The 15532-nt window shown below is 69.6% G+C and carries 9 protein-coding genes; all 9 read right to left on the bottom strand.

The features are described 5' to 3' along the window. Positions 1-2 precede the first annotated feature (2 nt). On the bottom strand, positions 3-779 hold the full coding sequence (locus tag AC0NZN_RS08065; protein WP_474591772.1) for an enoyl-CoA hydratase: 777 nt from the start codon (positions 777-779) through the stop codon (positions 3-5). A 214-nt stretch (positions 780-993) separates the two neighbouring features. Beyond that, entirely contained in the window at positions 994-6756 is a 5763-nt protein-coding gene (gene pulA, locus AC0NZN_RS08060) for a pullulanase-type alpha-1,6-glucosidase (protein WP_474591771.1), read from the bottom strand. 155 nt (positions 6757-6911) lie between these two features. Then, a complete protein-coding gene (locus AC0NZN_RS08055) occupies positions 6912-8078 on the bottom strand; it encodes a bifunctional 2-methylcitrate synthase/citrate synthase (RefSeq protein WP_474591770.1) in 1167 nt (388 codons plus the stop codon). A 1-nt stretch (position 8079) separates the two neighbouring features. Further along, positions 8080-8982, bottom strand: coding sequence for a methylisocitrate lyase (prpB, locus tag AC0NZN_RS08050; protein WP_474591769.1), 903 nt, complete (start codon positions 8980-8982; stop codon positions 8080-8082). Then, entirely contained in the window at positions 8982-10499 is a 1518-nt protein-coding gene (locus AC0NZN_RS08045; protein WP_474591768.1) for an MmgE/PrpD family protein, read from the bottom strand. The genes prpB and AC0NZN_RS08045 overlap by 1 nt, the downstream gene beginning before the upstream one ends. Further along, on the bottom strand, positions 10496-11200 hold the full coding sequence (locus AC0NZN_RS08040; protein ID WP_474591767.1) for a GntR family transcriptional regulator: 705 nt from the start codon (positions 11198-11200) through the stop codon (positions 10496-10498). The genes AC0NZN_RS08045 and AC0NZN_RS08040 overlap by 4 nt, the downstream gene beginning before the upstream one ends. Positions 11201-11314: 114 nt before the next feature. Next, positions 11315-12838, bottom strand: a complete 1524-nt coding sequence (locus AC0NZN_RS08035; protein WP_474591766.1) for a sodium:solute symporter family protein — start codon at positions 12836-12838, stop codon at positions 11315-11317. After that, positions 12838-13803 carry an agmatinase gene (speB, locus tag AC0NZN_RS08030; RefSeq protein ID WP_474591765.1) on the bottom strand — a complete coding sequence of 322 codons (966 nt, stop codon included), beginning with the start codon at positions 13801-13803 and terminating at the stop codon, positions 12838-12840. Before speB ends, AC0NZN_RS08035 begins: the two co-directional genes overlap by 1 nt. Positions 13804-13854: 51 nt before the next feature. Then, positions 13855-15531, bottom strand: a complete 1677-nt coding sequence (locus AC0NZN_RS08025; RefSeq protein ID WP_474591764.1) for a thiamine pyrophosphate-binding protein — start codon at positions 15529-15531, stop codon at positions 13855-13857. Position 15532 lies beyond the last annotated feature (1 nt).

Here is a 15532-nt window from a genome sequence, read left to right as displayed (position 1 = left end):
TGTCAGCGATTGCCGAAGACCGGCGGGCGCTTCTCCCGGAAGGCGGCCATGCCCTCCTTCTGGTCCTCGGTGTCGAAGAGCGCCGCGAACACCTGCCGTTCGAACCGCAGGCCCTCGGCCTGCGTCGTCTCGAGCGCCGCATCCATCGCGGCCTTCGCCGCGTACAGCGACGGCAGCGACTTCGCCGCGATCGTGTCGGCGACCGTTCCGGCCTCGGCGAGCAGTTCGGATGCGGGCACCACCCGCGAGACGAGGCCTGCGCGCTCGGCTTCCGTCGCATCCATCAGCCGGCCGGTCAGCACGAGCTCCGCTGCCTTGTAGTAGCCGACCGCCCGCACGAGGCGCTGCGTACCGCCCATCCCCGGGATCACGCCGAGGTTGATCTCGGGCTGGCCGAATTTCGCCGTATCGGCGGCCAGGATGATGTCGCACATCATCGCCAGCTCGCATCCTCCCCCGAGCGCATAGCCGGACACGGCTGCGATCACGGGCGTGCGGACGGCGGCGAAGCGGGCCCACCCGCCGAAGTGGTCGCCCATCAGCATGTCGAGACCGGACTTGGACTCCATCTCCTTGATGTCGGCGCCCGCCGCGAAGGCGCGCTCAGAGCCCGTCACCACGATCGCCCCGATGCCCTCGTCCGCGTCGAAGCGGGTCGCCGCGTCGACCACGTCGCTCATGACCTGGGAGTTCAGCGCGTTCAGCGCCTCGGGGCGGTTCAGGGTGATCCAGCCCACCCGGCCGCGGGTCTCGGCGAGGATCGTCTCGTAGTCGGTCATGGTTCTGCGCTCCCTGGTGCTCCGTCGCACGGGCAGGGGTGTCGCCCGGCGCTCCCACCCTAGCTTCGCGTGTCGACGCTCACCCGCGCGGTCGGCGCTCTCGGCGACGGCCCACGCGTCATCGACCTGCGACAGGGAGAGAGCGCTGTTCATATGAGAGTCCGCCGCACTGCGCTGCAGGGCGGCGGACTCCCGATCCGGCTGGAACCCGGTGTCAGCGCAGGCCGCCCCGGAGGGGCGCCTCCTTCTGGACGAGCACCGCCACACTGCGCGCGGGGACGGTGACCGTGCCGGTCGCCGCATCCCACGTCGTGGTCTTCACGATCGCATCCGACCCGTTCGCCTGCGCGGCGACGAGGCGGAAGTCGCGCCCGGTGAGCGAGCCGATCGTCTGCGTCGTCGCCGTCGGCGACGCGTTGAAGACGACGAGCGCACCGTCGAGCGACGGGTCGACGTCGGCACCGGCCTCGTCGTCGACGAGCATCACGACCACTCCCGGCGCCGCCTGGGCGCCGCCGTTCGGGAACGACACCTTCTGGTTGATCAGGTCTGCGGAGCCGAGACGCAGCAGGCCCACCTGCGAGCGCACCTTCAGCAGATCCATCGCGCCGGCGTCGGCGGCGGCCATGTCCGCCGCCTTCGGCTTCAGCGCCGCGTCCGCGAGCAGCGGCGCCATGATCGACCACTTCCCGCTGTTGTCGGCGGCGGGCGGCAGGCCGGAGCCGAACGTGTTCTGCTGCCCGGTCCAGTCGATGCGGTTGAACCAGTCGCCCGAGTTGTAGCTGTTGCGATCGAGCGACTTCGAGCGCAGCAGCTCCGTCCCGGCCTGCCAGAACGACGGCGTCTGCGAGAGCGTGACGGTGGCCAGCTGCAGCGTGTTCATGCGCACGCGGTCGGCCATCGACGTGCCGCGCGGCAGCTTGAACACCGACAGGTCGTACAGCGTCTCGTTGTCGTGGGCGTCGACGTAGTTGATCACCTCGTCGGGCTGGTCGGCGTAGCCGGCAGCCTGCCCGTTGTAATCGATCTGCGACCCCTGCTTCACCGTGCCCTCCGACGTCAGGAACGAGTACGACCGCAGGTTGCCGGCGAGACCGAGCTTCACGAGGTCGGTGTCGTGCCCGAGAGCCGCGAGCTGCTGAGCGCTCGAGCCGTTGATCGCGTCGCCGTTCGAGTCCGTCGCGAGCCCCGTGCCGAAGCCCTGGACGAAGGTGGATCCGCCGTCGACCGGGCTGCCGCCGTGCACCGCGTCACGCAGCCGGTCGTTGAACGTCCCGATGCCCGTGCCGCCGAGCTGACCCTGGGTGGCCTGCTCGAACAGTGCGTTGTTCGCGACCTCGCCGAAGTTCCAGCCCTCGCCGTACAGGTAGACGGCCTTGCCGTCGACGCCGTCCTTCTTCAGGGTCAGGGCGTCGAGCGCCGAGCGGATCGCCAGCATGTTCGCCTTCGATGCGTGCCCCATGAGGTCGAACCGGAAGCCGTCGACCTTGTACTCCTTCGCCCACGTGACGATCGAGTCGACCATGAGCTTCTGCGCGACGGCGTGCTCGGTGGCGACGTTCTGACAGCAGGTCGAGGTCTCCACGGCGCCGGCCGCGTTCAGCCGCTGGTAGTAGCCGGGCACGACCTGGTCGAGCACCGAGGTGTCCGCCTGGCCGGAGGCCGCCGTGTGGTTGAAGACCTGGTCGAGGACGACCTGCAGGCCCATGCCGTGCAGCGCGCCGACCATCTGCCGGAACTCCGAGACCCGCGCCCCGCCGTTCGGGTCCACCGCGTACGAGCCCTCGGGGGCCGAGTAGTGGAACGGGTCGTAGCCCCAGTTGTATCCGTCCGTGTCGGCCTGGGCCATGACGCACGCCTGCTGGTCGGGGGATGCCGGTCCCATCGCCGCGAGGTCGCAGCTCGGGGTCGTCTGCTTGGAGCGATCCTCCTGGATCGTCGCGAGGTCGAACGACGGCAGCAGGTGCACCGTGTTGATGCCCGCGGCCGCGAGCTCGCGCAGGTGCTTCGTCCCCGCGCTGTCGCGCGTGAAGGCGGAGTACGTGCCGCGCAGGGCGGCAGGCACCGTCGTGTCCGAGATCGAGAAGTCGCGGATGTGCAGCTCGTAGATGGTGTGGTCCACGGGCTTGGCCACGACCGGCGAGGCGGTCTTGCGCCACTGGTCCGGCCGCCACTTCTGGTCGTCGACGTCGATCGCGACCGAGCGCGTCGAGTTCGTCGTCAAGGCGACCGAGTACGGGTCGGTGACGCGGTTCGTCTCGATCTTCCCCGTGGTCGGGGCGTAGACCTGGACCTCCCACAGGAACTCGGAGCCCTTGAGCGCGGCGCCGCCCTTGACGGTCCAGACACCGGATGCGGCATCCCAGCTCGCGTCACGGCGCACGGGGTCGCCGGTGGCACCGGCATCCCACGTCAGGAGCGTCGCGTGCTGCGCCGTCGGCGCCCACAGGCGGAAGGTGGGCTGCGCCCCGAGGAAAGTCACGCCGAGCGGCGTCTTGGCGACCGCGGTCGCGTACAGGTCGTCGAGGACGCCCGGGATCTGCACGCCGGTGAAGGCGCTGAGCGCACCCGAGCCGTCCCGCTGCGCGACGCGGAGCTGTCCCTTGAGGAGGGTCGCGACGGCGGCGCGGTCCTGGCCCTCGACGTGCAGGGCCGTGGCACCGGCCAGCGCCGGGAACTTCGCCTTCTGCGCATCGGTCAAGCCGCCCGCCACCTTCGTGAGGGCGATGGGGTCGCCGCCGCCCGTGACGGCGCCGTCCTTCGCCGCGAGGCTCGCGTCGGCGGAGCCGTAGAGCTGCCAGGTGGCCGCGGCATCCTTCGATCCGAGATCAGCCGGCCACGCGACGGTGGATGCGTCGATCCACTGGGCGCGCGACTCGCCGAGCCCGGGGAGCGGCGGGTCGGTGACGACGATCTCGAGGATGTGGGTCGCCAGGGTGTAGCGGAACAGCACCTGCTTGCCGGTGGTCGCGCTGAAGGACAGGTTCGCTCCGCCCGGCACGCCGTTCGCACCGTAGTTCACGTCCCAGCCGAGGTTGTGCGCGACCTTCACCTCATAGGCACCCGTCGGGATCTGGTCGGTCGAGAACTCGTAGACCCCGTCGCGGTCGCCGTCGCTCATGAGCGAGGCGAGGCAGTCGGGCGCCCAGTCGCCCGGGCATCCGATCGCGGCCTGGTACGAGCCGGGCAGCGTCACGATCGGGCCGTCGTCGGTGGTCTGCACCTGGTTCGAGCGCGGGTCGAAGTAGAACGTGACCTTGCCCCCGGGGTGGTGCAGCGCGACGTTCGGGCCGTCCTTGACGCCGTTGGCGCCGAAGTTGAGCGTCCAGCTGTCGTCGATCGCGACCTTGTACTGGTAGTCGCCGGCGGGCAGGTCGAATGTGCCCGCCCAGATGCCGTCGGCGCGCTTGGTGAGATGCGCCGCCGTGCAGTCGGGCTGCCAGTCGCCGGCGCATCCCATCTCGGTGTTCAGGTCTCCCGGGACGCTGACGGAGCCGTAGCCGGTGGTCGGCTGGTCGGCCGCACCGAGGTTCACCGCATTGCCGACCGATGCGTAGGTCGAGGCCGCGGAGCGGTGGCCCGCGGCATCCGTCGACACCGCGCGGTACTCGACCAGCGTGCCCTTGGCGAGCCCGTCGACATCGTGGAAGACGCGCGGCGTCGTCGTCTCGGACGTGCCGAGGGCGTGCCAGTCGGCGGAGCCGACGACGCGCCAGGCGAAGCTCGTCTCGCGCCAGGCGTCGTCGACGGTCGCCGAGACAGCCGCCGATCCCGTCATCGCGGCTCCGGCCGCGGGTGCCGCGATCGTGACGGCGGATGCCGCGTCCGGCGCGCTCACCGCGCGGTCGGCCTTGTAGACCACGGCCGAGAGCGCCGGCACCGTGATCGAGGTCTTCGCCGCGGCATCCGTCGTCAGGGCCGCGCCGCCGCCGTAGACCGACGCGTAGTGGGCGCCGGCCGTCAAGGTCGCGAGGCTCACCGTCTGCGCCGAGGCGGCGTTGTTGAGCGCCACGAGGTACTCGACCTTGTCGGAGCGGTCGACGCGCGAGAAGGCGTAGACGCCGGCGCCGTCGGCGGCGTAGCGCTCGATCTGTGCGCCGTCCTGAAGAGCGGGATTGGCCTTGCGCAGTGCGGAGAGCGCCGCGATCTGGGTGTACTCCGGCGTGTTCGTGCCGTAGTGGGCGCCGCTGCCGAGCGGCGTGCCGTCGACGAGGTTCTGGTTCGCGTACTCGGCGACCTGGGTCGGGAACAGCGACTGACGGGCGCTCTTGTCGTTGCCCGGGTCGGCTCCCGCGTAGCCCTGCTCGTCGCCGTAGTAGACGACCGGCTGGCCGCGGCTCAGGAACATCAGGTCATGGGCCAGCAGATCCCGCTGCAGCGGCTGCGACGTGGTGCGCAGGAAGTAGCCGATGCGGCCCATGTCGTGGTTGCCGAGGAACGTCGGCAGTGCGGTGGCAGAGGTCGTCGAGGTCGTGTAATGGTCATCGCCGGCGAACAGGGTGCGCAGTCCCTTCGCCGAGTTGCCCGACGCGTAGCTCGTGGCCGACGACTGGAAGGTGAAATCGAGCACCGAGTTCATGTCCGTCTTGCGGACATACGGCGAGAGCTTCACCGGGTCGGCGTCGTAGACCTCGCCGAACATGAAGAAGTCGGGCTTGCCGTGGCTGTGGGCGTAGTCGAGGACCTTGGTCGTCCACTTCTGCCAGAACTCGAAGTTCACGTGCTTGGCGGTGTCGATGCGGAAGCCGTCGATGCCCGTGTCGATCCACGTGTCGTAGACGTCGGCGAAGCCGTTGACCACCTTCGGGTTCTCGGTCATGAGGTCGTCGAGCCCGCTGAAATCGCCGTACGTCGTGGACTCACCGGTATAGGTCGAGTCGCCGCGGTTGTGGTACAGCGTGACGTCGTTCAGCCACGACGGCACCTTGATGTTCTTCTCCGCGTCGGACACCACCGGCGTGTAGGGGAACGACGTGGCGGGGTCCATCGTCGGGAAGGTGTCGCCGCCCGCGTAGTCGGCCGGGTTGAACGCCGTGCCGGATGCATCCTTGTACGGCTTCGTGGCCTGGTCGATGTAGGAGTACTGGTTCTCGGCGTAGGAGATGACGTCGGCGGTGTGGTTCACGATGATGTCGAAGTACACCTTGATGCCGCGCGCGTGGGCGTCGGCGATCAGGGACTTGAGCTCGTCGTTCGTGCCGAGGTGCGGGTCGATCTGCGTGAAGTCGGTGATCCAGTAGCCGTGGTACCCGGCGCTCGCGTCGGCGCCCGTGCCCTGGACGGGCTTGTTCTTGAAGCTCGGGGTGAGCCAGATCGCGGTCGTGCCGAGGCCCTGGATGTAGTCGAGCTTCGAGTGGAGGCCTGCTAGGTCGCCGCCCTCGTAGAAGCCCTTGTCGGTCGGGTCGAAGCCGGTCGACATGCGGTCGCCGGTGAGGCCTCCGGTGTCGTTCGACGTGTCGCCGTTCGCGAAGCGATCGGTCATGACGAAGTAGAACTGCTGGTCGGCGCCCTTCTGGCGCGCGGGAGCCGCGACGAGAGCGTCGTCGTCGGACGTGTAGCCGGCGCGCAGCGCCGCCGGCGCCACCTCCACGCCGACCTTGTGCGCGTTGTCGTCGAACTCGAACCGCAGCTGCGTGGGACCCGCGACGGTCAGCGGGATGTTGTCGCCGCCGCCGTTCAGGCCGTACGACTCGTCCCACGTTCCGTTGACGGCGACCTTGTAGTTCCAGGTGCCGGCCGGGACCGTGAAGTCGGCGGCGTAGATGCCGGGCTTGTCGGTCGACACGAGCGCGGTCTGCGCGCAGTCGGGAGCCCAGTCGGCGGCGCAGCCGAGCTCGGACTGCAGGTCGCCGACGAGGGTGAAGGTCCGCGCGGCCGCAGTGGCCGGTGCCGTCACCGCGACGGTGCCGCCGACGGCGACGAGCGCGGCGGTGAGGGAGAGAGCGAGTGCGCGCCAGGCGCGGGTCGTCTTCGACACGTTTGCTCCTGAGAGGTTCGGTTTCTCAGGAAGCTAACAGCCGGAGGTCGTCTACCGCAAGCGCTTACATGAGAATTCGCTCATGTTTCCGCGGGCGGGCGGAGCTGGCCCGTTCAGGGAGGCATAGGAACGCAAGCGCTTCCAGCGTGCCCGACTCAGCCCGTGGCTTCCTCCGGCCGGTCGACAGCCGACAGGGTCGCATCGTTCGGGACGTAGCCGTCGATGTGCCGCTCGTCGGGTCCGTTGTACTCCGACAGAGGGCGGATCAACGCGTTGGATGCGGCCTGCTCCATGATGTGCGCCGTCCACCCCGCGACCCGCGCCGCGACGAACAGCGGCGTGAAGGTCAGGGTGTCGAAGCCCATGAGGTGGTACGCCGGCCCCGACGGGTAGTCGAGGTTCGGATAGATCCCCTTGCGAGAGACGAAGTCCGACTCGAGCGCGTCGTACACGGCCGCGAGCTCGTCGGCGTCATAGTGCTCGACGAGGGTGTCCAGCGCAGCCTTCATGGTGGGCACGCGGGAGTCGCCGTGCTTGTACACGCGGTGCCCGAAGCCCATGATCTTCCGCTTCGACGCGAGCGCCTCGTCGAGCCACGGGCCGACGTTCGAGGCCTCGCCGATCTCGTCGAAGATGTGCATCACGGCCTCGTTCGCCCCGCCGTGCAGCGGGCCCTTCAGGGCTCCGATCGCACCGACGACGGCGGAGTACAGGTCGGCCATCGTGCTGGCGATGACGCGCGCGGTGAAGGTCGAGGCGTTGAACGAGTGCTCGGCGTAGAGGATCATCGACACGTTGAACGCCTGCGCGACCACCGGATCCGGCTCATCGTCGAACGCCATCCACAAGAAGTTGTGGGCATAGTCGAGGTCGTCCCGTGGCTCGACGATGCCCTGCCCCCGCCGGCGGCGCTGGTCGTACGCGACCATGGCCGGGATCTTGGCGAGCAGCAGCCGCGCCTTCGCCAGGTCGGACTCGCGGGAGTTGTCGAAGGCGGCAGGATCGGCGGCTCCGAGAACCGACACGGCGGTCCGCACGACATCCATCGGGTGCGCCTCGAGCGGCAGCAGGTCGATGGCGGTCTTCACGGCGGGGTCGAGGGTGCGGTTCGCGCGCTCGAAGGCGACCAGCTCGGCCAGCTGCTCGCCGGTCGGCAGCTCGCCGTGCCACAAGAGGTACGCGACGGCCTCGAACGGCTGGGTCGCGGCGAGCTCCTGTACGGGATAGCCGCGGTACAGCAGCGAGTTGGTGTCGGGGTTGACCTTGCTGATCGCCGTGTAGTCGACGACGACCCCCGCGAGGCCCTTCTTGATGTCGGTCATGTCAGTCCTTCGCAATGGTGAAGTTGAAGACGCTCGTGTCGAAGTGGTTGTACTGCTCGTAGTCGATGAGGTCGTACAGGTCGGCGCGGTGCTGCATCTGGTCGAGGAGTCCCGTCAGGTGGCCCTCATCCTTCAGCGTGTCGAGGGCGCGACCGGCCGCCCCCATCGCGATGCGCAGGAGCGAGACCGGCCAGATGACGATGTTCACCCCCACGTCGCGCAGCTGGTCGACGGTGAAGAGGTCGGACTTCCCGAACTCGGTCATGTTCGCGAGGATCGGCACATCCACCGCCTCGCGCACGGCCGCGAACTCCTCGAGCGTGCGCATCGCCTCGGGGAAGATCGCATCCGCCCCGGCATCGACGAGCACGCGCGCACGGTCTTTCGCCGCCTCGAGCCCCTCGACGGCGCGGATGTCGGTACGGGCCATGACGAGGAAGTCGGGGTCGCGGCGGGCGTCGACGGCCGCACGGATGCGCTTGACCGCGGTGTCCTCATCGACCACGGCCTTGCCGTCGAGGTGCCCGCAGCGCTTCGGGTTGACCTGGTCCTCGATGTGCATGCCGGACAGTCCCGCGTCCTCGAGCGTCTGGATCGTGCGGGCGACGTTCATCGGCTCGCCGAAGCCGGTGTCGGCGTCGATGAGCGCAGGGAGATCCGTCATCCGGGCGATCTGCTGCCCGCGGCCGGCGACCTCGGTCAGGGTCGTCAGGCCGATGTCGGGCAGCCCGAGGTCGGCGGAGAGCACGGCGCCGGAGATGTACACGCCCTCGAAGCCCGTGCGCTCGATGAGCCGGGCCGACAGCGGGTTGAACGCGCCGGGGAACCGCAGCAGCTCGCCCGAGGCGAGGCGCTCGCGGAACGCCCGGCGCTTCTCGTGCGCCGGAACCTGCGAGTACAGCATCAGAAGAGCCCCTGCGGGGCCGGGGCGAGCGCGAGGACGCCGAGCTTCGCCACGATCGACAGCTCGCGGACCTCCTCGGGGCTCAGCTCGGGCAGGCGCTGGACGAGCTCCAGGAACCGCTCGATCTCCTCGGGCTCGAGCACGGGCCCGGCGAGCGTGCGGAACTTGCGGACGTAGTCCTCGCGGGCGAACGGACGGGCGCCGAGCGGGTGGGCGTCGGCGACGGCGATCTCGTCGACGAGCTCCGAGCCGTCCTCGAACCGGATGACGACCCGGCCGCCGAACGCCTTCTCGTCCGGGTCCTCGGAGTGGTAGCGGCGCGTCCACTCCTCGTCCTCGGCCGTAGTGATCTTCTTCCACAGCTCGACGGTGTCGGCGCGCTGCGCGCGCTCGGGGAGGTACGAGTCGACGTGGTGCCACGTGCCGTCCTGCAGCGCGACGGCGAAGATGTAGGGGATCGAATGGTCGAGCGTCTCGCGCGAGGCGTGCGGGTCGTACTTCTGGGGGTCGCCCGCGCCGGAGCCGATCACGTAGTGCGTGTGGTGGCTCGTGTGCAGCACGACCGACTCGATCGAGTCGATGTCGATGCCGTCGTTGTGGAGCTTGCGGGCCAGGTCGATCCACGCCTGCGCCTGGTACTCGGCGGAGTGCTCCTTCGTGTACGAGTCGAGGATCGCGCGCTTGGGCTCGCCCTCGCCGGGCAGCGACACGTCGTACGACGCGTCGGGGCCGTCCAGCATCCAGGCGATGACGCCGTCCTCGCCTTCGTAGATCGGCGACGGGCTCGTCTCGCCGCGCATCGCGCGGTCCACCGCCTCGACCGCCATCTTGCCCGCGAACGCCGGCGCGAACGCCTTCCACGTCGAGATCTCGCCCTTGCGGCTCTGCCGCGTGGCGGTGGTCGTGTGCAGCGCCTGCCCGATCGCCTGGTAGATCGTCTCGACGTCGAGCGCGAGGAGCGTGCCGATGCCGGCCGCCGCCGACGGGCCGAGGTGCGCGACGTGGTCGATCTTGTGCTTGTGCAGGCTGATGCCGCGCACGAGGTCCATCTGGATCTCGTAGCCCGTGGCGATCCCGCGCACGAGGGCCGTGCCGTCGCAGCCGACGTGCTGGGCGACGGCGAGGATCGGCGGGATGTTGTCGCCCGGATGCGAGTACTCCGCCGCGAGGAACGTGTCGTGGTAGTCGAGCTCGCGCACCGCGACGCCATTGGCCCACGCCGCCCATTCCGGGCTCGTACGGCGCTCGAGCGCGCAGCCGAAGATCGTCGCGCCGTCGCCGTTCACCGACACCGGGTGATCCAGGGCCTGTTGCCGGGCGGAGCTGACCGGGTGTCGGGTGAGGGATGCGGCGGCCACCGCCGCGTTGTCGATCATGCGGTTGACGATCATGTCGACGACGTCGGAGTCGACCTCCACCGGATCGGCGGCGACGCGGGCGATGGCCCATGCCAGCTGCCCCTCGCGCGGGAGGTTCTCGTCGCTGCGGTGCACACGGAGGTGGTGCGTGACGGTCATGGTGCTCCTTCGGTTGAGCGTGTCGGTCGATGGGAGATCGTGGGGACGGTTCCGGTCGGTGATCCGGCCGAGCTCGTCGAGGCGTTGTCGAGAATGCTCGCGAGGGCGTTGTGGAGGTGCACGTGCGTGGCGTGAGCCGCGAGATCAGCGTCGCGCGTCGCGATCGCCTGCGCAATGAGGCGGTGCTCTGCGACGGATGCCGCGAGCCGCGCGGGCTTGTCGCGGGCGAGTCTGCGCACCCGCACGAGGTGGGTGCGCACGGTGCGCAGGGCAGCGGCGAGATACGCGTTGGATGCTGCGGCATCCACCTCCGCGTCGAAGTCGGCGATGAGTGCGTAGTACGCGTCCGCGTCGGGGTCGCGCGCCGCCTCGGTCCGCTCGAACGCCTCGGCGAGCGCGGCGAAGGCGGTGGCATTCCCCCTCGTCGCGGCGATGCGCACCGCCGTCTCCTCGAGGGCGCGGCGAAGCTCGAAGAGGTCGCGGATGTCGTCCGTCGCAAGGTCGGCCACCACCGTCAGCCGCGGCGAGACCTCGATCACGAGACCCTCGGCGGCGAGGCGTCCCAGCGCCTCGCGCACGGGGGTGCGGCTCACTCCCAGGCGCGCCGCCAGTTCGCCCTCGGCGAGGGCGGTGCCCGGCGCGAGCGCACCGGACTGGATCTCGTCGAGCAGCGCACGGTAGGTGCGATCACTCGCTCTCATACGCACCCCCCTCGGATCACGCCGAGGTCAGTGTATACACAACTTCACCTACCGGGGGAATCTGATGCCGTATGAACCCTCTCCGTATACAGAGCGAAAGTGAAGACGAGAGTCTCAGCGAGAGTCGTCGGCACGCGCCGCGACCGACGCGGCGTCGACCGAGACCACGGCGTGCACGAGGTCGTCCGCCTCGGGGACCTCGCGACCGGCGAGGCGATCGCGCCACACCGTCAGCACGGCATCCGATGTCCGCGGCGTCGCGAGGCTCACGACGACGTACGTGATGAGGCTGACGATCAGGCCGAAGTAGATCGGCTCGTTGGCGAGCACGCCCGTGAACGCCATCGTGCCCAGCGTGACAACGGTGCCTGCCGCCATCGCCCAGATCGCCCCGACGCCGCTCGCGCGCTTCCAGAGGAAGCCGCCGAGGATCGGCACGAGCAGTCCCCCGACGAGGATGTCGTAGGCGACGGTGAGCGCCGCGACGACGTCGCTCAGCATCATCGCGATCGCCGTGGCGAGCACGCCGAGCACGATGACGTAGATGCGATTGGAGCGGACGTCATGCTCGGGGTTGCCTGCGGCCGCCGCAGTGTCGCGGCCGAAGAGCCGGCCGACGAACGGCACCACGTCGGCCCGAGCGACCGTCGCGGTCGCGATCAGGGCACCGGAGGCCGTCGACATCATGGCCGCGATGGCGGCGGCGAGCACGACACCCGACAGCCCGATCGGCAGGATCTTCTCCGTGAGGGCGGCGTAGACGTCGTCCTTCGTGTCGATGTGCGGGAGGAGCGCCGCCGCCGCCGTGCCGATCAACGCACCGGCCACGCCGTAGAGCACGCAGTAGAGGCCTGCCGCCGTGCCGCCCCAGCGGGCGACCCGCGGAGAGCGCGCGGTGAAGACCCGCTGCCAGATGTCCTGCCCGATGAGCATGCCGAACGTGTAGATCACGAAGAAGGTGATGATCGTGTCCACACCGATGCTGGTCGGATCGAAGTGAGCGGGGCCCGCGTCGCCCAGGCGCTTCATGATGCCGTCGTAGCCGCCGGCGCTGGTCCAGGCGAACGGCAGCAGGAGGAAGAAGACGCCGATCGTCTTGATGATGAACTGCACCATGTCGGCGAGCGTGATCGACCACATCCCCCCGATCGACGAGTAGAGGATGACGATGGCGGCACCGATGCCGATCGAGATGACACGCTCCGTGCCGAACAGCACGTGGAAGATCGTGGCGTACGCGATGGTCGACGTCACCGTGAGCATGAGCGTGTAAAGCGCCATCACGAAGCCCGACGCGCTCGTCGCGTCGATGCCGTACCGCAGCTTCAGCATCTGGGCGACGGTGTACACGCGCAGCTTCTGGATCGGCCCTGCGAAGACCAGGCTGAGCAGCAGGAGGCCGACCGCGATCGCGACGACGAGCCACATGCCCGAGATGCCGAACTTGTAGCCGAGTCCGACGCCGCCGACGGTGGAGGCGCCGCCGAGCACGACCGCGGCCATGGTCCCGGTGTAGAAGCCGGGGCCGAGCCGCCGACCTGCGACGAGGAAGTCGCTGGAGTTCTTGGTCCGGCTCTTGCCCCAGATGCCGAACACCAGCATCGCTGCGAGGTAGACGGCGATGATCGCGACATCCATCAGTGCCCGGCACTCCCTCTCGCCTCGTGCTGGAGGGCGAGCAGCGAGACGAGATCGTAGGCGATGTGGGATGCCGCCACCCCGGTGATCTCGGCATGGTCGTAGGGCGGGGCGACCTCGACGACATCGGCCCCGATGAGGTTCAGACCACGGAACCCGCGAAGGATCTCGAGGAGCTCGCGACTCGTCATCCCACCGGCCTCCGGGGTCCCCGTCCCCGGAGCGTGCGCGGGGTCGAGCACGTCGATGTCGATCGAGATGTACAGGGGGCGATCGCCGATGCGATCACGCAGCTTGGCCACGACCTCGTTCACCCCCTGATGGTAGACGTCGGCGCTGGTGACGATTCCGAAGCCGAAGCGGCGGTCGTCCTCGAGGTCGCGCTTGCCGTACAGGGGACCGCGCGTGCCGACGTGGCTGAGGGCCTCGGTGTCGATGATGCCCTCTTCGAAGGCGCGACGGAACGGGGTGCCGTGGGTGTACTCCGCGCCGAAGTACGTGTCCCAGGTGTCGAGATGCGCGTCGAAGTGCAGCAGCGCGACCGGGCCGTGCCTCTTCGCGGCCGCCCGCAGAAGCGGGAGCGCGATCGTGTGGTCGCCGCCGAGGGTGACCAGACGCGAACCGTCGACCGTCAGGTCGAGCGCCGCCTGCTCGACGGTCTCGATCGCCTCGCCGATGTGGAACGGGTTGACCGCGATGTCGCCGGCGTCGGCGACCTGCGCGAGCTCGAACGGGGAGACGTCGAGGGCGGGGTTGTACGGGCGCAGCAGCCGAGAGGCTTCGCGCACGTGGTTCGGGCCGAACCGTGCGCCGGAACGATACGAGACGCCGCTGTCGAACGGCACGCCGGTCACGACGATGTCGGCGTGCCCGACCTGGTCGAGTCGCGGCAGGCGCGCGAAGCCGTCCCGTCCGGCGAATCGAGGCGTGCGGGAGCTGTCGACGGGACCGATCGGTGTGGTCATGATTTCCTTTCGCGGCCTCCTTCGGGCGACCGGGCGAGTCGAGGATCGGATCTACGGGAAGAGGTACGAGGGGACGTGGACGAGGTTCACTCCGCCCGCGCGCGCCGCCTGACGCATGATCGGGTCGAGCTCTTCGGCCGCTCGCACCCTCCAGCCGTGCGCTCCGAAGGCGTCTGCGAGAGCCGCCCAGTCCGGTTGAGCGAGGCGGACGCCGATCGGCAGGATGCCACGATCGACCTCGTTCTGCTGAATCTCCCCGTAGCCGCCGTTGTCGAAGCAGACGACCGTCAGGTCGAGCTCCTGCTCCACCGCGGTGGCGAATTCCTGCACGGCGAACATCAGCGCGCCGTCTCCGACCACGCACACCACGGGCCGGGCATCGTCTCCCCGCGTCGATTCCGCCACGGCCGCGCCGATGGCTGCGGGCAGACCGTAGCCGAGCGTCGCGTACGCGGGCGTGTAGAGGAACGCGTGCGGCTCGTCCTGTCGCACAGCACTGGCCATGCCGAGGTAGGTGATCTGCGACGAGTCGCCCGCCACTACGGCGTTGCCCGGCAAGGTCGCTGCGATCGCCCGCGCGGCCCGGTCGGTGGCCCTGTTGACCTCCGCGGCCTCCGCGACGCATGCGGCGCGCACGGCATCGAGATCGGTCCATGCCGGCTTCGACCCCGGGCCCACCGCCTCGAGCAGCTGCATCACGACGGCTTCCGCGTGCCCCACGAGGACCAGGTCGGAGGCCACGTTCTTCTGTCCCTGGCTCGCGAGGACGTCCACGCGGATGACGGGCGCATCGGGCTGGATCACGCCGCCCCAGAGCTCCGCCTCGCCCATCTTCGCGCCGATGACCAGCAGCGCATCCGACCCGTTGACCACGTCGCGCGCGGCCTCGAGACGCAGTTCCGCGCCGATCGCGAGCCGATGCGATTCGGCCACGGTGCCCTTGCCGTTCACCGTGGTGACCACGGGAGCGCCGAGGCGCTCCGCCAGGGCGGTGATGGATGCCGCGGCGCCGGTGGAGCCGCCACCGGCGATGATCGCGGGCCGCACGGCGCCGGCGAGGATCCGCGCCGCCTCGACCACGCCCGCCTCGTCGGCCGATGTGTACCCGGGGTTCGGACGCGGCGCGAGCTCTGCTGCAGCGACGACCGCGGCTCCTTCGAGCACGTCGAGCGGGACCTCGATGTGCACCGGACGCGGGCGCCCGGTGCGGAACAGCTCGAACGCGTCGTGGACAGCCTGCACCGCGGCGCCGGCGTCGGCGACGCGGCGGCTCCACTCGACGATCGCTCCGCTCGCGGCGGTGGCGTCCTTGGTCTCGTGCAGCGTCCCGACGTCCGCGAACTCCGCGCCGAGTGCGACGCCCGGGGACAGGATGATGAGCGGTCGCGACTCGCAGTACGCCGTTCCGGCCGCGGACAGGGCGTTCAGCAGTCCGGGACCGGATGTCGTGATGACGATGCCCGGCAGGCCCGTGCGCTGCGCCCATCCGTCGGCGGCGTAGCCGGCGCCCTGCTCGTGCCGTGAGGTGACCGCGCGCATGCCGAGGCGCGACAGGTGCCGGTAGAACTCCAGGTTGTGCGTGCCGGGGATTCCGAAGACGGTGTCGACGCCGTAGGCGCGCAGCGTCTGCAGGATCGCGAGACCCGTGTTGTCGATCGCCACGCCCGCGGCAGACGCGGCCTCGGCCTCGGCCGCCTCGACCTCGTCGAAGTAGGTGGTCAGGGTCATG

The organism is Microbacterium sp. sgz311019 (genome assembly GCF_056135325.1).
The sequence above is the reverse complement of the archived record's forward strand: the minus strand, read 5'-3'. Positions and strand labels throughout refer to the sequence as shown.

Coding starts and splice junctions, on each gene's coding strand:
- AC0NZN_RS08065 (WP_474591772.1), bottom strand. CDS start 779: ATGACCGACTACGAGACGATCCTCGCCGAGACCCGCGGCCGGGTGGGC.
- AC0NZN_RS08055 (WP_474591770.1), bottom strand. CDS start 8,078: ATGACCGACATCAAGAAGGGCCTCGCGGGGGTCGTCGTCGACTACACG.
- prpB (WP_474591769.1), bottom strand. CDS start 8,982: ATGCTGTACTCGCAGGTTCCGGCGCACGAGAAGCGCCGGGCGTTCCGC.
- AC0NZN_RS08045 (WP_474591768.1), bottom strand. CDS start 10,499: ATGACCGTCACGCACCACCTCCGTGTGCACCGCAGCGACGAGAACCTC.
- AC0NZN_RS08040 (WP_474591767.1), bottom strand. CDS start 11,200: ATGAGAGCGAGTGATCGCACCTACCGTGCGCTGCTCGACGAGATCCAG.
- AC0NZN_RS08035 (WP_474591766.1), bottom strand. CDS start 12,838: ATGGATGTCGCGATCATCGCCGTCTACCTCGCAGCGATGCTGGTGTTC.
- speB (WP_474591765.1), bottom strand. CDS start 13,803: ATGACCACACCGATCGGTCCCGTCGACAGCTCCCGCACGCCTCGATTC.
- AC0NZN_RS08025 (WP_474591764.1), bottom strand. CDS start 15,531: ATGACCCTGACCACCTACTTCGACGAGGTCGAGGCGGCCGAGGCCGAG.